Genomic DNA, 18,076 nt, shown 5'->3' on the forward strand with positions numbered 1-18,076 from the left:
ACCCACCACCAAACCGAAGGCGCTACGCCCGCCCCCACCGAACCCGCACAGGCGCCGCAGGCAAACGCGCGACCGAAAGGCGAGACGGGGCTGACCACCATGTGACCGGCCGGTAAGGTCAGTGACGTGCCGAAGCCGCTCAGTCTCCCCTTCGATCCCATCGCCCGCGCCGACGAACTGTGGAAGCAGCGCTGGGGCAACGTGCCGTCCATGGCGGCCATCACCTCGATCATGCGCGCGCACCAGATCCTGCTCGCCGAGGTGGACGCGGTGGTCAAGCCGTACGGACTGACCTTCGCCCGGTACGAGGCGCTGGTGCTGCTCACCTTCTCCAAGGAGGGCGAGCTGACCATGTCGAAGATCGGCGAGCGGCTCCAGGTGCACCCCACGTCGGTGACGAACACCATCGACCGCCTGGTCAGGTCCGGTCTGGTCGCCAAGCGCCCCAACCCGAACGACGGCCGCGGCACCCTCGCCTCCATCACCGACAAGGGCCGCGAGGTCGTCGAAGCCGCGACCCGTGACCTGATGGCCATGGACTTCGGCCTCGGTGTCTACGACGCGGAGGAGTGCGCCGAGATCTTCGCGATGCTCCGCCCGCTGCGGGTGGCGGCGAACGATTTCGACGAGGACTGATGAGGACTGAAGAGGGCTGACGAGGACTGACTAGGACCGACCCGGCCCAAGATCTCCCGGAACGGGCGGTTACGCTCGACGTCATGAAGAAGAGCGTGCTGACCCGCTACCGCGTCATGGCCTATGTCACCGGTGTGCTGCTGGTCCTGCTGACCCTGGGCGTGATCGCCAAGTACGGGCTTCACGTGGACGGCGCCGACAAGTTCACCACCGTCATCGGCATCGCCCACGGCTGGCTCTACGTCGTCTACCTGGTCTTCGCCTTCGACCTGGGCTCCAAGGCGAAGTGGCCGGTCGGCAAGCAGCTGTGGGTGCTGCTCGCGGGGACGGTCCCCACGGCCGCCTTCTTCGTCGAGCGCAAGGTCACCCACGAGCTGGAGGCCAAGGTGACCGACGGCACCCCAGCGGTCGCCAAGGTCTGACGCACCCCTCCCTCACCGCCGTACGACACACGTACGGCGGTCCCCCTGTCGACATTTACTAGGACGTCCAAGTAAATTCGGGGGTATGGACGCTGACGCGATCGAAGAGGGCCGCCGACGGTGGCAGGCCCGGTACGACGCCGCGCGGAAGCGGGACGCCGATTTCAGCACGCTCTCCGGAGATCCCGTGGAGCCGGTGTACGGGCCCCGGCCCGGGGACGTGTACGAGGGGTTCGAGCGGATCGGGTGGCCGGGGGAGTACCCCTTCACGCGCGGGCTCTACTCGACCGGGTACCGGGGCCGGACGTGGACCATCCGGCAGTTCGCCGGGTTCGGGAACGCCGAGCAGACCAACGAGCGCTACAAGATGATCCTCGGCCACGGAGGCGGGGGCCTGTCCGTCGCCTTCGACATGCCGACCCTCATGGGCCGCGACTCCGACGACCCCCGGTCGCTGGGCGAGGTGGGGCACTGCGGGGTCGCGATCGACTCCGCCGCCGACATGGAGGTGCTGTTCGACGGCATCCCGCTCGGGGACGTGACGACCTCCATGACCATCAGCGGGCCGGCCGTCCCGGTCTTCTGCATGTACCTCGTCGCCGCCGAGCGGCAGGGCGTCGATCCGGCGGTGCTCAACGGCACGCTCCAGACCGACATCTTCAAGGAGTACATCGCCCAGAAGGAGTGGCTCTTCCAGCCCGAGCCCCATCTGCGGCTGATCGGCGACCTGATGGAGTACTGCGCGGCCGGCATCCCGGACTACAAGCCGCTGTCCGTCTCCGGCTACCACATCCGCGAGGCGGGCGCGACGGCCGCGCAGGAGCTCGCCTACACGCTCGCCGACGGCTTCGGATACGTGGAACTGGGGCTCAGCCGCGGGCTGGACGTGGACGTGTTCGCGCCCGGGCTGTCCTTCTTCTTCGACGCGCACGTCGATTTCTTCGAGGAGATCGCCAAGTTCCGGGCGGCGCGCAGGATCTGGGCGCGGTGGATGCGGGACGTGTACGGGGCCCGGTCCGAGAAGGCCCAGTGGCTGCGCTTCCACACGCAGACCGCCGGTGTCTCGCTCACCGCCCAGCAGCCGTACAACAACGTGGTCCGTACGGCCGTCGAGGCGCTCGCCGCGGTGCTCGGCGGCACCAACTCGCTGCACACCAACGCCCTCGACGAGACCCTCGCGCTGCCGAGCGAGCAGGCCGCGGAGATCGCGCTCAGGACCCAGCAGGTGCTGATGGAGGAGACCGGGGTCGCCAACGTGGCCGATCCGCTGGGGGGTTCGTGGTACGTCGAGCAGCTGACCGACCGGATCGAGGCCGACGCCGAGAAGGTCTTCGAGCGGATCAAGGAGCGGGGTCTGAAGGCCCACCCCGACGGACGGCACCCCATCGGGCCCGTCACCTCCGGCATTCTGCGCGGGATCGAGGACGGCTGGTTCACCGGCGAGATCGCCGAGTCCGCGTTCCGCTACCAACAGGCCCTGGAGAAGGGGGAGAAGCGGGTCGTGGGCGTCAACGTCCACACCGGGTCGGTGACCGGTGACCTGGAGATCCTGCGGGTCAGCCACGAGGTGGAGCGGGAGCAGGTCCGCGTGCTGCGCGAGCGGAAGACGGCGCGCGACGAGACCGCCGTACGGTCCGCGCTCGACGGCATGCTCACCGCGGCCCGTTCGGGCGCCAACATGATCGAGCCGATGCTGGACGCCGTACGCGCCGAGGCGACGCTGGGCGAGATCTGCGGGGTACTGCGGGAGGAGTGGGGCGTGTACAGGGAACCCGCCGGGTTCTGAGGAAACTGATCTGCGCTCCCAGACCCCGCGTGGATGCCGACCCCCGGCGGGGTGAATCGATTCGCCTTCTTCTCCACCGTCAATCCCACGCATACCATCGGCACCGTCGACTGTGCCGACCGCTAGGGGACCTGACGGTGCGTAGGCTGTTCAGACCGAGGGCCGTCAAGGGCGCCCTCGCGATCGCGGCGGCCCTGCTGCCGTGCGCGTGGTTCGCCCCGCTGGCCTCCGCCCACGCGGGGCCGCCCAGGCCGAACCCGGTGGCCGAGCGGCTCGACGCCTACTGGACGGCGGACCGGCTGGTGGCCGCGCTGCCCAGCGACACCGCCGACGACGACGCGCAGACCGTCTCCGCCAAGGTCGACGGCCCCCGGCCCGGCGAGTACGTCCCGCCCAGCCGCAGCTTCGACGGCATGCCCCAGGCCGGCACCTTCTTCTGGACCGACCCCACCGGCACCGGGCGCACCTGCAGCGGCTCGGTGGTGCACAGCCCCGGCCACGACCTGGTGCTCAGCGCGGGCCACTGCCTGCGCAGCTACTCGGGCAGCTCCCCGCGGCGCAACCTCGCCTTCGTGCCGCAGTACCACGACGGACTCAAGCCGTTCGGTGTCTTCCCGGTCCGCTCCAACGGCGTCTACGTCCCCCAGCAGTACTACGACCTGGGCGAGGACGCGGGCGCCGAGTACGACGTCGGTTTCGCCGTCACCGAAGCCAACCAGAACGGCCTGTCCCTGGAGGACGCGACCGGCGGCTCGGTGCGGCTGCTGACCGGGACCGGATACCGGCACGCCCCGGTGCGGATGATCGGTTACCCGGGGGGAGCCGAGAAGCCGCTGGAGTGCTGGAGCTGGACCACCCGCTGGGACAGCGACGACCCCGCCGACCCGGGCAGCTATCTGCGCATCGCCTGCAAGGCGTTCGTGGACGGCACCAGCGGCGGGCCGATGCTGGTGCCGTGGTCGGGCGGCTGGGCGGTGGTCGGCATCATCGGCGGCTACCACACCGGCGGCAACACCCCCGAGATCTCCTACAGCGCCTACTTCGGCGACAAGGTCCGATCCCTCTACGACGACGCGGTGAGCGGAGCCCCGCCGGCCGGCCCGTCGTCCTGAGGCGGTCCCTCGCCGTCCGCTCGGAGACCGCCCAGGAGGAGGGCGGTGAAGGCGCGCACCCAGTCCTCGTCCGCCGGGCGGCCGCTGACCAGGGTGCGGTGGACCACCGCGCCCGCCACCACGTCGAAGATCAGGTCGACCGTGCGGGCCGACTCCGCCGGGTCCGGCTCCGGGGCCAGTTCGCCGCGGCGCTGGGCGCGGGCGCGGCCCTCCAGGACCAGGCGTTTCTGCCGGTCGACGATGGAGTCCCGGATGCGCTCGCGCAGGGCGTCGTCGCGGGTGGACTCCGCGATGGCCGCCATCAGGCCGCTCTTGGCCTCGGGGCGGTCCAGGATCGCCGCGAGCTGAAGGACCACGCCCTCGATGTCGGCGGCGAGGCTGCCGCGGTCGGGCAGGCGCAGTTCGTCGAAGAGCTCGGCGACCGCGTCGACGACCAGTTCGTTCTTGCCCGCCCAGCGGCGGTAGAGGGTGGTCTTCGCGACCCCGGCCCGGGTCGCGACGTCTCCCAGGGTGAGCTTGGACCAGCCCAGCTCCACCAGCGCCTCCCGGGTGGCCGCGAGGATCGCGGCGTCCGCCTCGGCGCTGCGCGGGCGTCCGGAGGCACGGGGGACGGGGGTGCGGCTCTGCATCCCCCGACCATAACCGGCGGTTCCTGTGATGCCGTGAGGGAGATCACCGGGGGGTGGTACCCAAGAGGCACCCGGTGCCATTACGCTACGACTCGTAGCGAAACCACAGGGCGTGGCGCGGGGTGGGGACCCGGCGCCGACCACACGCGAGTTCGACCGGCTTTCACGGCGCTTTTCATTCACACGCGCGGACGGGGGAGGATAGACGCATGCAGCCACGGAACATGTCCATGAGCGGAGTCGTCGACCTCGCCGCGGTGAAGGCGGCCCAGGAGGCCAAGGCCAAGGCGGAGCAGGCGCGCGCCGAGGCCGCCCGGCAGGGCGGCGGCACCGGAGCCGTCTCTCCGGCCGATCTGGTGATCGACGTCGACGAGGCCTCCTTCGAGCGCGACGTCCTGCAGCGGTCCACCGAGGTGCCCGTCGTCATCGACTTCTGGGCCGAGTGGTGCGAGCCCTGCAAGCAGTTGAGCCCCGTCCTGGAGCGGCTGGCGGTCGAATACAACGGGCGCTTCCTGCTCGCCAAGATCGACGTCGACGCCAACCAGATGCTGATGCAGCAGTTCGGCATCCAGGGGATCCCGGCGGTGTTCGCGGTCGTCGCCGGCCAGGCGCTGCCGCTCTTCCAGGGGGCCGCGGGCGAGGCGCAGATCCGGCAGACCCTGGACCAGCTGGTGCAGGTCGCCGAGGAGCGCTTCGGCCTCACGGGCCTGACGGTCGACCCCGACGCCGAGCCGGGCGGCGCCCCGGCGGGCGCGCAGGCGGTGCCGGCCGGGCCGTACGACGCCCTGCTCGAGGCCGCCGTACGTGCCCTGGACTCGGGGGACTTGGGCGGGGCCATCCAGGCCTACAAGAACGTGCTGAGCGACGACCCCGGCAACCCGGAGGCCAAACTCGGTCTCGCGCAGGCCGAGTTGCTCCAGCGGGTGCAGGGGCTGGACCCGCAACAGGCGCGCAAGGACGCGGCCGAGAAGCCGGCCGACGTCCAGGCGCAGATCGCCGCGGCGGACCTGGACCTGGTCGGCGGTCATGTGGAGGACGCCTTCGGGCGGCTCATCGAGACCGTCCGGCGCACGGCGGGTGACGACCGGGACACGGTGCGTCTGCGACTGCTGGAGCTCTTCGAGGTCGTTGGGGCGGATGATCCGCGTGTGGCGACGGCCCGGAGGGCGCTCGCGCGGGCGCTGTTCTGACCAGTCGCTAAACGCCACGGCATGTGATGCCGGAGTGAAAGATTTGCCGACGGAACGTCAGTGCGGCCGCGCTTTACCAAATCTTGGTAATCGCGGCCGCTGTTACTACGAGTAAGTTACGGCCGTTGATCTGTCGGATTCTGTCCAACGATCAATAGCTTTGTCCCCGCTCCCTGCTGCACCCTCCGTCGCCACCCGAGACCTCTGGGTCGTGCTTCGGTTATCCGGCCGTTACTACCCAGTAACGAAGCCCCTTGTGCGGGCGGCGAGAATGCACCACGATCGGCGACGCTCGGTCCGTTCCCGTACCCCGACAGCCGGTCGGGTCGCGGGAGTTCCTGGGTCCCCACCGAGCAGAGACGGCGCCAGGGTGCGCCGGCTCTTGGGCAGGGGGGTCTTCGTCCACTCGGCGAAGCCTGTCCAGCAAGGTTGTGCGTGATGCGTGTCAGGCGCGACCAGTGGTTGTCGCTCGGGGGTGATCGCCGGTGATCGGTGCGCGGTTCGCGCCTCCGAGTACGGGCGCTCCCCTTCCCGAGGACGTAGCACTTCTCCCATCCCTGCCCGGACGAGCCGCCGACTGGGGGCCGCCGGGACCAGGAGATGTACGTCCGAGAAGGAGGAAATATGGAGTCCCAGGTGCGTGGCGGGACCAGATGGAAGCGGTTCGCTGTGGTCATGGTGCCCAGCGTCGCCGCAACGGCCGCGATAGGTGTCGCCCTCGCGCAGGGCGCTCTCGCCGCGTCCTTCAGCGTGTCCGGCCAGCAGTTCAAGGTCACGGCCGACCAGCTCGAAGGTGACGGGTTCGCACAGTACGGCGCCGTCGACTCGGGGTACACCCTCGACGGCCAGAAGACGGCCCACCCGGTCGCGGTCTCGGCGTTCAACTCCGCGACCATCAAGGGTCTGTGCCAGTCGGTCGTCACCCCGAACATCCCGATCATCGGCAACGTCAGCCTGATCCTGAAGGCGGGCGGCGGCGACAAGCCGGTCGAGGCGAGCAAGCTCTACATCGACCTCGACGACCTGAGCGCCGACGCGACGTTCACGAACATCGACATCGGTGTGGCCGCCAAGGACGCCAGCAAGGGTCCCGGCATCAAGAGCGGTGACACCGCGAACCCGTACGGGTTCGCGCAGCAGGCCGATCACGCCTCGCTGAGCGGCGTTAAGCAGACGGCGTGGGCGACCACCGCCGGAACCTTCAAGCTCAGCGGGCTGAAGATGTCGGTCCAGACGGGCACCCACGAGTGCTACTGAGCACTCGTTGACGGGCGGGGGAGCCGAAGGGCGCCCCCGCCCGTCCACCTTCCACCGACTTCTTCACACGCAGCACAAACTCATCACCACAGCACCATCACCACAGCAAAGCCGCACCAGGGAGCTGTTTTCCATGAGCGCCGAGACTCCTGCCGTACCCGCCGGCCAGTTCAGTCGCCGGAGGGCGCAGTTCCGCGCCTGGCGGGGCACGCGGCCGTTCTGGGCCGGGCTCTTCGTCCTGCTCGCCGGTTTGCCGATCATGTACTTCCCGTACGCGCATCTCCAGGTCGGTCATCTGACGTTGGCGATGGCCACCACGGGCGGGGCCGGTTCCCTGATCATCGGCGTGCTGCTCGTCGTGCTGGGATTCAGCCTCTGGTTCCAGAAGCACGTACGGGTCTTCGCGGGCGTCGCGGCGATCCTGCTGGGCCTGGTCTCCATCCCGGTGTCCAACCTCGGCGGCTTCCTGATGGGCTTCCTGCTCGCGCTGGTCGGCGGGGCCATGGCCGTGTCGTGGGCGCCGGGCGTGCCGCCGGAGGAGCAGCCGGTCAAGGAGGACACCACGGGAGCGGGCGACGCCCCGCAGGCCCTGGACTCCGACACCACGCTCCTCAAGCCCGTGGTCGACGAGCCGAACGATCTGTCAGGAACGAGCCCGGCCAACGGGGCGAACGGGAGGCACAGTGCCGGCTGACGAGGTGACCCACGGGACTGATGTGGACGAGTCCCGTGTGAGAACCGGGCCGCGCCACGCGGCCCCCAGGAAGCCGCTGTTCACCAGGTTCCACATGCCCGCCGGCAAGGCGATAGCCATGGCGGCGATGCCGACGGCGGTCATCGTGGGAATGGGGTTCACGTCCTCGCTGGCCCTCGCCGACAGTGGTGGCTCCACCGCGACGACGAACAGCCAGAAGGCCGACGACTACAAGGACTGTGTCGCGGCCCTGGACGGCTCCTCGGCCTCGCCCTCGCCCTCCGCCTCGGCGAGTTCGAGCGACTCCGCCGACAAGGCGACGCCCTCACCGTCCGCCTCGTCCTCGGCGGGCACGTCGAAGGACTCGTCGACCGCGGACTCCGGCAAGACCTCTTCGTCGGATTCAGGTTCCGACGACAAGGCCACGCCGACCCCGTCCGCCTCGCAGAGCAAGTCCTCCTCCGGTGACACCGCGACGACGCCCACCCCCTCGGCGTCGACGAGCAGCAGCAGCGGTGGCGGCCTCCTGGACACCATCGGCGACACGCTCGGCAGCATCTTCACGGGTGGCAGCGGCAGTTCGACGTCGAGCGCGAGCCCGACGCCGTCCCCCTCCGCGTCGTCCTCGGCGAGTGCCACCAAGGACTCGTCCTCGGGCGCCGGCGTCTCGGACACCGTCAAGGACACCACCAAGAAGGTCACCGACACGGTCGACGACACCGTGAAGGGCGCGACCGACGCGGCGTCCAAGGCGGCGGACAGCGCCACCACGGCGGCCGAGAAGGCGGCCGAGGCGGCCACGTCCTCCGCCAGCCCCTCGCCGAGCGCGAGTTCGAGCGCGGACGCGGCCAACTGCGACGCCGCCACCGACGCCACCAGCGGTGTCGACAACAAGGTTCCGGTCGCGAACGACCCCTGGTACCTCAACGCCAGCTCGCTGACGCTCAAGGGCGCCGACTACAAGGGCATCGTCGAGGTGAAGACGGCCGGAGGCACCGTCAAGAAGGTGCTGAAGTACGTCATCTCCGGCGGCACGGACATCGGTGACCTGCACCAGACGGTCAAGGACACGAGCCAGAACAAGACCTACCACGTGCAGGCCGGCAAGGGCACGACGTCCACGATCCGCGGCGGCGACACCACGATGTACACGCAGTCCATCTCCGGGAACCTGTTCGGTCTGATCCCGATCACGTTCAGCCCCGACAACCCGCCGCCGCTGAACATCCCGCTGATCTACTTCACCAACGTCAAGGTCGTCCAGGCCGCCCAGTTCGGCGGCACCCTGCACGTGCCCGGGATGCATCTGTACACGACCGACGGAACCGGCTGAGCGCCGCCACAGGCCCGTTCGGGAGCCGCGCACGAACTGAGGGCGCCCCCTGGTCCAGGGGGCGCCCTCAGCGCCGTACAACCGCCTTCACGGCGGCGTCAGTTGTTCGTGCCGCCGATGTGGTGCACGCGGAGCATGTTGGTGGTGCCGGGGACGCCGGGGGGCGAACCCGCGGTGATGATGACGATCTCGCCCGGGTTGAAGCGGTTGATCTTGGCGATCTCCGCGTCGACCATGTCGACCATCTCGTCGGTGGTGTTGACGAACGGCACCACGTGCGACTCCACGCCCCAGCTGAGGGTCAGCTGGTTGCGGGTGTTCTCGTCGGTGGTGAAGGCGATGATGGGCTGCTGCGCGCGGTAGCGGGACAGCCGGCGGGCGGTGTCGCCGGACTGGGTGAAGGCCACCAGGCCGCGGCCGCCGAGGAAGTCGGCGATCTCGCAGGCCGCACGGGCGACCGAACCACCCTGCGTGCGCGGCTTCTTGCCCGGCACCAGCGGCTGCAGGCCCTTGCTGAGCAGCTCCTGCTCGGCCGCGGCGACGATCTTCGACATCGTCTTCACGGTCTCGACCGGGTAGGCGCCCACGGAGGACTCCGCCGACAGCATGACCGCGTCCGCGCCGTCGAGGATCGCGTTGGCCACGTCGGACGCCTCGGCGCGCGTGGGGCGGGAGTTGGTGATCATCGACTCCATCATCTGGGTCGCCACGATCACCGGCTTGGCGTTGCGGCGGCACAGCTCGATGAGCCGCTTCTGCACCATGGGGACCTTCTCGAGCGGGTACTCGACGGCCAGGTCACCGCGGGCGACCATGACGGCGTCGAATGCCATCACGACGCCCTCCATGTTGTCCACCGCCTGCGGCTTCTCCACCTTGGCGATGACGGGGACCCGCCGGCCCTCCTCGTCCATCACCCGGTGGACGTCGGCCACGTCCTTGGCGTCGCGGACGAAGGACAGGGCGACCATGTCGCAGCCCATGCGCAGCGCGAAGCGGAGGTCCTCGACGTCCTTCTCGCTCAGCGCCGGCACGTTCACGGCGGCGCCGGGCAGGTTGATGCCCTTGTGGTCGGAGACGACACCGCCCTCGATGACGATCGTCCGCACCCGCGGGCCCTCGACGTCCAGGACCTTCAGCTCGACGTTGCCGTCGTTGATCAGGATCTGGTCGCCGCGGTCGACGTCACCGGGCAGGCCCTTGTACGTCGTACCGCAGATGGTCTTGTCGCCCGGGACGTCCTCGGTGGTGATGACGAACTCGTCACCGCGCTCCAGCTCCACCGGACCCTCGGCGAAGGTCTCCAGACGGATCTTGGGGCCCTGCAGGTCGGCGAGGACGCCGATGGGGCGCCCGGTCTCCTTGGCCGCGGCACGGACGCGGTCGTACCGCCCCTGGTGCTCGGCGTGGGTGCCGTGGCTGAAGTTGAACCGGGCCACGTTCATTCCGGCCTCGATCATCGAGACCAGCATTTCGTGGGAGTCGACCGCGGGGCCGAGAGTACAGACGATTTTCGAACGGCGCATGGGGCGATCCTATCGGTTTGTTTCGCCGCGGAATATTCCGTCTGGCGGAAGATTCATATGGGCGGAGCGGTGCTCGTTTGCCGGTTACTGCTCGGTCACTTCTTTACGAGCGCGTAGGCCTGCGTAGCGATTTCCAGTTCTTCGTCGGTGGGCACCACGGCGACCTTCACCCGTGCGTCCGCGGGCGAGACCAGCCGCGGCTCGTCGCCCCGTACGGCGTTCAGCGCGCCGTCCACCGCCAGGCCCAGGGTCTCCAGGCCCGCGACGGCAGCCTCCCGCACCTCACTCGCGTTCTCCCCGACTCCCGCTGTGAAGGCGATCGCGTCCACGCGGCCGAGTACCGCGTAATAGGCGCCGATGTACTTCTTCAGGCGGTGAATGTAGATGTCGAAGGCGAGCTTCGCCTCCTCGTCGCCCGCGTCGATCCGGCGCCGTATCTCCCGCATGTCGTTGTCGCCGCAGAGGCCGATCAGCCCGCTCTTCTTGTTGAGAAGAGTGTCGATTTCATCGATGGACATTCCGCCAACACGCGCCAAATGGAAGATGACGGCCGGGTCGATGTCCCCGGAGCGCGTACCCATCACCAGTCCCTCCAAAGGCGTCAGCCCCATGGAGGTGTCCACGCACGTCCCGCCGCGCACCGCGGACGCGGAGGCGCCGTTGCCGAGGTGCAGCACGATGACGTTGACGTCCTCGGGCGCCTTGCCGAGCAGTCTCGCCGTGGCCCGGGAGACATAGGCGTGCGAGGTGCCGTGGAAGCCGTAGCGCCGGATGCGGTGCTCGTCGGCCGTGGCCACGTCGATCGCGTAGCGGGCGGCCGACTCCGGCATCGTGGTGTGGAAGGCGGTGTCGAAGACGGCGACCTGCGGCAGGTCGGGACGCAGGGCCCGGGCGGTGCGGATGCCGGTGAGGTTGGCCGGGTTGTGCAGCGGGGCGAGAGGGATCAGCCGCTCGATCTCGGCGAGCACGGTGTCGTCGATCACGGTCGGCTCGGTGAAGGTCCTGCCGCCGTGCACCACCCGGTGCCCGATCGCGGCCAACTCGGGGGAGTCCAGGCCGAGTCCGTCCCTGGAGAGCTCCTCCGCGACGGCCTTCAGGGCGGCCTCGTGGTCGGCGACCGGGCCGAGAGACTCGCGGGTCTCACCGCCGCTCGCGAGCGGCGTGTGCCGGAGCCTGGAGGTCTCCTCGCCGATCCGCTCGACGAGCCCCGCGGCCAGCCTGCTGCTGTCCCGCATGTCGAGCAGCTGGTACTTCACCGACGAGGAGCCGGAGTTGAGGACGAGGACGCGGGTCGCGCTCACTTCAGGGGTGCCTTCTCTGCGGAGTTCTGGGCCTGGATGGCGGTGATGGCCACGGTGTTGACGATGTCCGAGACCAGGGCGCCCCGGGACAGGTCGTTGACCGGCTTGTTGAGGCCCTGCAGCACCGGGCCGACCGCGATCGCGCCGGCCGAGCGCTGCACGGCCTTGTAGGTGTTGTTGCCCGTGTTGAGGTCCGGGAAGATCAGCACCGTCGCCTGCCCGGCCACGTCCGACTCCGGCAGCTTGGTCGCCGCGACGGTGGGCTCCACGGCGGCGTCGTACTGGATCGGCCCCTCGATCTTGAGGTCGGGGCGCCTGGCGCGCACCAGCTCCGTCGCCTCGCGCACCTTGTCGACGTCGGCGCCGGAACCGGACGTGCCCGTCGAGTACGACAGCATCGCGATCCGCGGCTCCACGCCGAACTGCTCGGCCGTCGCGGCCGACTGGATGGCGATGTCGGCGAGCTGCTCGGCGTCCGGGTCGGGGTTGACCGCGCAGTCGCCGTAGACGAGCACCTTGTCGGCGAGGCACATGAAGAAGACCGAGGAGACGATGTCGGCGTCCGGCTTCGCCCGCCCGTCTCCCACCACCGCCCTGCCTGACGCGCTTCGCGCGGCCCCCCTTGTTCTGATGATCTCGAAGGCGGGACGGATGGTCGCGGCCGTGGAGTGGACCGAGCCCGAGACCATGCCGTCCGCCAGGCCCTCCTGGACCATCAGCGTGCCGAAGTAGTTCACGTCGCTCACCACGTCGTACGCCAGCTCCACCGTGACGCCCCGGTGGGCGCGGAAGGCGGCGTACTTCTCGGCGAAGGAGTCGCGCAGCTCGCTGGTGGCCGGGTCGATCAGCTGGGTCTCCCCCAGGTCGATGCCGAGGTCGGCGGCCTTCTTGCGGATCTGGTCGACCGGTCCGAGCAGGGTCAGGTCGCACACGCCCCGGCGCAGCAGCACCTCGGCGGCGTGCAGGACGCGCTCCTCGGTGCCCTCCGGCAGCACGACCCGGCGCTTGTCGGAGCGGGCCTGCTCCAGCAGCTTGTGCTCGAACATCATCGGGGTGAGGCGGTCGCTGCTCGGGGCGGAGACCCGCCGGATGAGGTCGGTGGTGTCGGCGTACCGCTCGAAGAGGCCGAGCGCGGTCTCCGCCTTGCGCGGGGTGGCCGCGCTCAACTTCCCCTCCAGGGAGAACAGTTGCTCGGCAGTGGGGAAGCTCATGCCGGGCACCGAGAGCACCGGCGTGCCGGGCGCGAGGCGGGCGGCCAGGGTGAGGACGTCGTCGTCCGGCACCTCGCCCAGGGTGAGCAGCAGGCCGGCTATCGGCGGGGTGCCCGCGCTGTGCGCGGCGAGCGAGCCGACGACCACGTCCGCGCGGTCGCCCGGGGTGACCACCAGACAGCCCGGGGTCAGGGCGCCCAGCAGCTTGGGCAGCATCGCCCCGCCGAAGACGAAGTCGAGGGCGTCCCGCGCCAGCCCCGAGTCGTCGCCGAGCAGCACCCGGGCGCCGAGGGCCTGGCTGATCTGCCAGACCGTGGGCGCGGAGAGCGCGGGCTCGTCCGGCACGACGTAACAGGGCACCGGCAGCCGGGAGTCGAGCTGCCGGGCCATCTCGTCCCGGTCCTCGGGCGCGACCCGGTTGGTCACCATCGCCAGCACGTCGCAGCCGAGCCCCTCATAGGCGCGGTAGGCGTTGCGGGTCTCGGCGAGCACGGCCTCGGCGGGCTGCTTGCGGCCGCCCACCACGGGGATCACCGAGGCGCCGAACTCGTTGGCGAGCCGGGCGTTGAGGGACAGCTCGTCGGGCAGCTGGGTGTCGGCGAAGTCGGTGCCGAGGACCAGGACGACGTCGTAGTCCCGGGCGACGACGTGGAAGCGGTCCACGAGCGTGGACACCAGCTCGTCGGTCCCGCGCTCGGCCTGCAGGGCGGAGGCCTCGTGGTAGTCCATGCCGTAGACCGTGGCCGGGTCCTGGGAGAGCCGGTAGCGGGCGCGCAGCAGCTCGAAGAGACGGTCGGGGCTGTGGTGGACCAGGGGCCGGAACACCCCCACCCGGTCGACCTGCCGGGTCAGCAGCTCCATGACCCCCAGCTCGACGACCTGGCGGCCGTCGCCGCGATCGATACCGGTCACGTACACGCTGCGCGTCACGCGTGCTCTCCGTTTCGTCTGGCGTTCGTCTGGCGCCGGTACAGACATCGCCCGTCGGGGCGAGCGGAACCCCCTTGACAATACCCTCGGCGCTGGATAAGGCGCCCGTCAGGACGGGGGGCCGACCGCGCAGGGCGGCCCGGCCATCCGGGTGATAAGGGACACAACGGACTCGGCCGTGGAGCATGAAACAATCGGATCTGCTCACCGGTACCGAGACCGAGCAGGAGACGACAGCACGATGCGCATCGGAGTTCTCACCGCAGGCGGCGACTGCCCCGGCCTGAACGCCGTGATCCGCTCGGTCGTGCACCGGGCGGTGGACCACTACGGCGACGAGGTGATCGGCTTCGAGGACGGTTACTCGGGCCTGCTGGACGGCCGCTACCGCACCCTCGACCTCGAGTCGGTCAGCGGCATCCTGGCCCGCGGCGGCACCATCCTCGGCTCCTCCCGCCTGGAGCGCGACCGGTTGCGCGAGGCCTGCGAGAACGCCTCCGACATGATCCACGAGTTCGGCATCGACGCGCTGATCCCGATCGGCGGCGAGGGCACGCTGACGGCGGCGCGGATGCTGTCGGACGCCGGTCTGCCGGTGGTCGGCGTCCCGAAGACCATCGACAACGACATCTCCTCCACGGACCGCACCTTCGGCTTCGACACCGCGGTCGGTGTCGCCACCGAGGCGATGGACCGGCTGAAGACCACCGCCGAGTCCCACCAGCGGGTCATGGTGGTCGAGGTCATGGGCCGGCACGCGGGCTGGATCGCCCTGGAGTCCGGCATGGCGGCCGGCGCCCACGGCATCTGCCTGCCCGAGCGCCCCTTCGACCCGGCCGACCTGGTCAAGATGGTCGAGGAGCGCTTCGCCCGCGGCAAGAAGTTCGCGGTCGTCTGCGTCGCCGAGGGCGCCCACCCCGCCGAGGGCACCATGGACTACGGCCACGGCGAGATCGACAAGTACGGCCACGAGCGCTTCCAGGGCATCGGCACCGCGCTGGCCTACGAGCTCGAGCGGCGCCTCGGCAAGGAGGCCAAGCCGGTCATCCTCGGCCACGTCCAGCGCGGCGGCGTCCCCACCGCCTACGACCGGGTGCTCGCCACCCGCTTCGGCTGGCACGCCATGGAGGCGGCGCACCGGGGCGAGTTCGGGAAGATGACGGCGCTCAGGGGCACCGACATCGTGATGGTGCCGCTGGCCCAGGCGGTGACGGAGCTGAAGACCGTGCCCAAGGACCGGATGGACGAGGCGGAGTCGGTCTTCTAGGCCCCCTGCCGAACCCTTCGGGGGTCATTCGGTGTTGTCCTGGACCGCGGCCCAGAAGTGGTCGACGATCCGGTCCAGGAAGTCCCGCCCCGCGTCGCCGGCCGTGTTCGCCGCGCAGCCCGCGCCCCAGCTCAGCGAGGCGACCATCTGCCCCTGGTAGTCCTGGTGGAGCTGCTGGAGGGAGTCCTCCAGCAGCCGCCGGTCCAGCGGTACCGCCTTGGCGACAGGCCGGACGTACGCCTGCCAGCGCGTGGTCACCGCGCCGCGCAGCATCTCGGCCAGCTTCGGCTCCCGCCCCGTGACGGTGATGTAGTCCGGCAGCGACAGGTCGAGCAGCTCGGCGAGGGCGGTGGACTGGCGGTTGTTGCCGCGCCAGGTGCCGTGCTCCTCCATGTGGAGGTAGGCGGGCAGTTCGAGCCCGACGAAACGGGCCACGTTCTCGGGCGCCAGGCCACGGGCGATGCGGTGGTCGCGCAAGGTCCGCGGCTTCCCGATCAGTTCACCGGGGGAGCACCACAACACGCCCGCGAGGGCGGAGAGTTCGGCGTTCGACGGGAACAGGGTCCCGCGCTCCCAGGAGGTCACCAGGTCCGCGGTCACATAGGGCAGTCCGAAGGAGACGCGCATTCCGTAGGCGACGTGCTCGGGGCCCATGTCGAGAGCCGTGCGCAGCCGGCGGGCGGCTATGGCGTTGAAGGGCGGGGCGGGCTGAAGGGGACGAGCGGAGTGGTTCGGGCGGTTCGGGCGGGGCGACGGTGGGTGCACGCGCCACAACGTAGAGGCGCGGGAGTGCACTGACTACGGTCTGTTCGGCCAGGAATACGGATTGTAGGAAGGTACGGCTGTGCAGCGTTCCGGGGTCGGTGGAGCGCGCAGGCTGGCAAGGTAGAGGGGCATATGCCCGAACGTCACCCGTCACCGCCCGCTGACACCTGACCGGGATCGGCCCTGACGGCGCTCCCCGGGCCTCGCGCCTGTGGACGGAGCTCGAAGAAACGTGCGTCAGGGCCGGTACCACGCCCCACCGGGCGGCCGAGCCGAACCCGCGGCTCGATCCCGCCGTTCCGCTCCGCCCCGGGCAGGCGGCTCAGCCCTTGACCGCGCCGCCCAGGGCGAAGCCTCCTCCCAGTCTCCGGGCGATGAGCACGTACAGCAGGATCACCGGCGTCGAGTAGACGATCGAGAACGCCGCCAGCTGCCCGTACGCCACCATCCCCCGGTTGCCGAAGAACTCGTTGATGCTCACGCTCGCCGGCATCTGGTCCGGCGTGAGCAGCAGCATGAACGGGACGAAGAAGTTGCCCCACATCACGACGAAGGAGAAGACGGTGACGACCGCCACTCCCGGGCCCATGAGGGGGAGCACGATCCGGACCAGGGACTGCATCGAGGAGGCCCCGTCCGTCCACGCGGCCTCCTCCAGCTCCTTCGGCACCCCGTCCATGAAGTTCTTCATCAGCCAGATGGCGAAGGGGAGTTGGGAGGCGGCGAAGAAGAGGATGGTGCCCTGCATGGTGTCGATCAGGTTCACCCGGACGAACAGCGCGTACACCGGGACCATGATCGCCGTGATGGGCAGGCTCGTCGCGAACAGGACGGTGAGCAGGAAGGGCCGGTTCAGACGCGAGCGGAAACGGGAGAGCGGATAGGCCGCCAGGGCCGCGCACACCACCGTCAGCAGCGTCGCCCCGCCGCACAGGATCAGGCTGTTGAGCAGCGGGGTGAAGGTGATGTCCTGCTTCAGGATCGCGTCGAAGTTGGACCAGGTGACGCCGTCGGGCGCCTTCACCCTGAGGTCCGCGTGCGGGTCCACCGAGGAGAACAGCACCCAGACCAGGGGCAGCGCGAAGGCGGCGGCGACCGCCAACAGGCCCGCGTCGGCGGCCAGTCGGCGGCTTCGGCGGCGGTCGGCGAGAGTCAGGGCCATGGGGTCAGACCTCCGTCCGCAGCAGGCGCAGATAGACCAGGGAGAACAGCGAGCCGACCAGCAGGAGCAGCAGGGCCACGGCGGTGCCGTAGCCGATCATGCTGTTCTGGAAGGCCTGTTCGTACATGAACAGGGGAAGGGTCTGGCTCTTGTTCCCGGGACCGCCCCTCGTCATCACCCAGATCAGTCCGAAGACCGACAGGGTCTGCAGGGTGTTGAGCATCAGGTTGGTGCCGATGGAGCGGCGGATCATCGGCAGGGTGATGTGCCACATCCGGCGCCAGCCGCCCGCGCCGTCGACCTCGGCCGCCTCGGTGACCTCCTTCGGGATCTCGTTCAGCGCGGCCGAGTAGACCAGCATCGAGAAGGCCGTGCCGCGCCAGACGTTGGCGAAGGACACCGCGAGGATCGGCAGGGTGAACAGCCAGTTCTGGGAGGGGAGATGGAGCAGGTCCAGGATGGCGTTCAGGGTGCCCTCACGGCGGAAGAAGGCGTACAGCAGGAAGCCGGCGACGACCTCCGGCAGCACCCACGCCGTGATCACGACACCGCCGGTGAGGGTGCGCACGGGCTTGGACGCCCGCTGCATGAGGGCGGCGAGGGCGAGGCCCAGGGTGTTCTGCCCCAGCAGGGACGAGATGACCGTGAACACGAGGGTCAGCCATACGGCGTTGAGGAACTCCTTGTCCCGGAAGGCCTCGCGGAAGTTGGCGAGACCGACGAAGGAGGAGTGGGCCTGCCCGGTGAGCTGGAGGTCGGTGAAGGCGATGTAGGCGCAGTAGGCGATGGGGCCGGCCAGGAAGAGCAGCAGGAGGACGACGGCGGGGGACAGGGGGAGGAAGCGGGCGAGGGTAC

The 18,076-nt window shown here is 69.8% G+C and carries 16 protein-coding genes; 9 read left to right on the forward strand and 7 right to left on the reverse strand.

The window, feature by feature from the left end:
* Nucleotides 1-126: 126 nt before the first annotated feature.
* The 4 genes from GRC12_RS28035 to GRC12_RS28050 all read left to right on the forward strand — a co-directional run bounded on the left by GRC12_RS28035 (nucleotide 127) and on the right by GRC12_RS28050 (nucleotide 3,956).
* Nucleotides 127-636, forward strand: coding sequence for a MarR family winged helix-turn-helix transcriptional regulator (locus GRC12_RS28035; protein ID WP_208782157.1), 510 nt, complete (start codon nucleotides 127-129; stop codon nucleotides 634-636).
* An 83-nt stretch (nucleotides 637-719) separates the two neighbouring features.
* Nucleotides 720-1,058, forward strand: a complete 339-nt coding sequence (locus tag GRC12_RS28040; RefSeq protein ID WP_133044713.1) for a DUF3817 domain-containing protein — start codon at nucleotides 720-722, stop codon at nucleotides 1,056-1,058.
* Nucleotides 1,059-1,143: 85 nt separating this feature from the next.
* The gene (locus GRC12_RS28045; RefSeq protein WP_208782158.1) at nucleotides 1,144-2,844 is read left to right on the forward strand and encodes an acyl-CoA mutase large subunit family protein; all 1,701 of its coding nucleotides are present in this window, start codon (nucleotides 1,144-1,146) and stop codon (nucleotides 2,842-2,844) included.
* 137 nt (nucleotides 2,845-2,981) lie between these two features.
* Entirely contained in the window at nucleotides 2,982-3,956 is a 975-nt protein-coding gene (locus GRC12_RS28050; protein ID WP_208782159.1) for a trypsin-like serine peptidase, read from the forward strand.
* On the opposite strand, the gene GRC12_RS28055 is transcribed toward GRC12_RS28050, so the two are convergent.
* Nucleotides 3,908-4,585 (reverse strand): TetR/AcrR family transcriptional regulator, encoded by a 678-nt coding sequence (locus GRC12_RS28055; RefSeq protein ID WP_208782160.1) that lies wholly within the window; start codon nucleotides 4,583-4,585, stop codon nucleotides 3,908-3,910. The genes GRC12_RS28050 and GRC12_RS28055 overlap by 49 nt on opposite strands.
* A gap of 209 nt (nucleotides 4,586-4,794) precedes the next feature.
* Between GRC12_RS28055 and GRC12_RS28060 the strand changes: the two genes are divergently transcribed.
* From GRC12_RS28060 to GRC12_RS28075, 4 genes are all read left to right on the forward strand, one after another.
* Complete coding sequence (locus GRC12_RS28060) at nucleotides 4,795-5,775, forward strand: tetratricopeptide repeat protein (protein WP_208782161.1); 981 nt, start codon at nucleotides 4,795-4,797, stop codon at nucleotides 5,773-5,775.
* A 624-nt stretch (nucleotides 5,776-6,399) separates the two neighbouring features.
* Entirely contained in the window at nucleotides 6,400-7,032 is a 633-nt protein-coding gene (locus GRC12_RS28065; RefSeq protein ID WP_208782162.1) for a DUF6230 family protein, read from the forward strand.
* A gap of 133 nt (nucleotides 7,033-7,165) precedes the next feature.
* Nucleotides 7,166-7,726, forward strand: a complete 561-nt coding sequence (locus GRC12_RS28070; RefSeq protein ID WP_208782163.1) for a DUF6114 domain-containing protein — start codon at nucleotides 7,166-7,168, stop codon at nucleotides 7,724-7,726.
* Nucleotides 7,716-9,059, forward strand: coding sequence for a hypothetical protein (locus GRC12_RS28075; RefSeq protein WP_208782164.1), 1,344 nt, complete (start codon nucleotides 7,716-7,718; stop codon nucleotides 9,057-9,059). Before GRC12_RS28070 ends, GRC12_RS28075 begins: the two co-directional genes overlap by 11 nt.
* 98 nt (nucleotides 9,060-9,157) lie before the next feature.
* On the opposite strand, the gene pyk is transcribed toward GRC12_RS28075, so the two are convergent.
* The 3 genes from pyk to pta all read right to left on the reverse strand — a co-directional run bounded on the left by pyk (nucleotide 9,158) and on the right by pta (nucleotide 14,027).
* Nucleotides 9,158-10,585, reverse strand: a complete 1,428-nt coding sequence (pyk, locus tag GRC12_RS28080; RefSeq protein WP_208782165.1) for a pyruvate kinase — start codon at nucleotides 10,583-10,585, stop codon at nucleotides 9,158-9,160.
* Nucleotides 10,586-10,680: 95 nt separating this feature from the next.
* On the reverse strand, nucleotides 10,681-11,886 hold the full coding sequence (locus tag GRC12_RS28085; protein ID WP_208782166.1) for an acetate kinase: 1,206 nt from the start codon (nucleotides 11,884-11,886) through the stop codon (nucleotides 10,681-10,683).
* Nucleotides 11,883-14,027, reverse strand: coding sequence for a phosphate acetyltransferase (pta, locus tag GRC12_RS28090; protein ID WP_208782167.1), 2,145 nt, complete (start codon nucleotides 14,025-14,027; stop codon nucleotides 11,883-11,885). The genes GRC12_RS28085 and pta overlap by 4 nt, the downstream gene beginning before the upstream one ends.
* Nucleotides 14,028-14,268: 241 nt before the next feature.
* Between pta and GRC12_RS28095 the strand changes: the two genes are divergently transcribed.
* Nucleotides 14,269-15,294: an ATP-dependent 6-phosphofructokinase gene (locus tag GRC12_RS28095; RefSeq protein ID WP_133044724.1), complete on the forward strand. Its 1,026-nt coding sequence runs from the start codon at nucleotides 14,269-14,271 to the stop codon at nucleotides 15,292-15,294.
* A 24-nt stretch (nucleotides 15,295-15,318) separates the two neighbouring features.
* Here GRC12_RS28095 and GRC12_RS28100 read toward each other — a convergent pair whose 3' ends face one another.
* From GRC12_RS28100 to GRC12_RS28110, 3 genes are all read right to left on the reverse strand, one after another.
* On the reverse strand, nucleotides 15,319-16,068 hold the full coding sequence (locus GRC12_RS28100; RefSeq protein ID WP_439959906.1) for a helix-turn-helix domain-containing protein: 750 nt from the start codon (nucleotides 16,066-16,068) through the stop codon (nucleotides 15,319-15,321).
* Between the two features lie 313 nt (nucleotides 16,069-16,381).
* On the reverse strand, nucleotides 16,382-17,221 hold the full coding sequence (locus GRC12_RS28105) for a carbohydrate ABC transporter permease (protein WP_208782168.1): 840 nt from the start codon (nucleotides 17,219-17,221) through the stop codon (nucleotides 16,382-16,384).
* 4 nt (nucleotides 17,222-17,225) lie between these two features.
* On the reverse strand, nucleotides 17,226-18,076 hold an 851-nt coding region (locus tag GRC12_RS28110; protein ID WP_208782169.1), incomplete at its 5' end, for a carbohydrate ABC transporter permease.

The sequence above is a fragment of the Streptomyces griseorubiginosus genome (assembly GCF_017614965.1).
Classification (GTDB): domain Bacteria; phylum Actinomycetota; class Actinomycetes; order Streptomycetales; family Streptomycetaceae; genus Streptomyces; species Streptomyces griseorubiginosus_B.

Excerpts from the sequence above, each read along its gene's own strand:
- GRC12_RS28040 (WP_133044713.1), top strand. The coding sequence starts at position 720 with ATGAAGAAGAGCGTGCTGACCCGCTACCGCGTCATGGCCTATGTCACC.
- GRC12_RS28045 (WP_208782158.1), top strand. The coding sequence starts at position 1,144 with ATGGACGCTGACGCGATCGAAGAGGGCCGCCGACGGTGGCAGGCCCGG.
- GRC12_RS28055 (WP_208782160.1), bottom strand. The coding sequence starts at position 4,585 with ATGCAGAGCCGCACCCCCGTCCCCCGTGCCTCCGGACGCCCGCGCAGC.
- GRC12_RS28060 (WP_208782161.1), top strand. The coding sequence starts at position 4,795 with ATGCAGCCACGGAACATGTCCATGAGCGGAGTCGTCGACCTCGCCGCG.
- GRC12_RS28065 (WP_208782162.1), top strand. The coding sequence starts at position 6,400 with ATGGAGTCCCAGGTGCGTGGCGGGACCAGATGGAAGCGGTTCGCTGTG.
- GRC12_RS28070 (WP_208782163.1), top strand. The coding sequence starts at position 7,166 with ATGAGCGCCGAGACTCCTGCCGTACCCGCCGGCCAGTTCAGTCGCCGG.
- pyk (WP_208782165.1), bottom strand. The coding sequence starts at position 10,585 with ATGCGCCGTTCGAAAATCGTCTGTACTCTCGGCCCCGCGGTCGACTCC.
- GRC12_RS28095 (WP_133044724.1), top strand. The coding sequence starts at position 14,269 with ATGCGCATCGGAGTTCTCACCGCAGGCGGCGACTGCCCCGGCCTGAAC.
- GRC12_RS28105 (WP_208782168.1), bottom strand. The coding sequence starts at position 17,221 with ATGGCCCTGACTCTCGCCGACCGCCGCCGAAGCCGCCGACTGGCCGCC.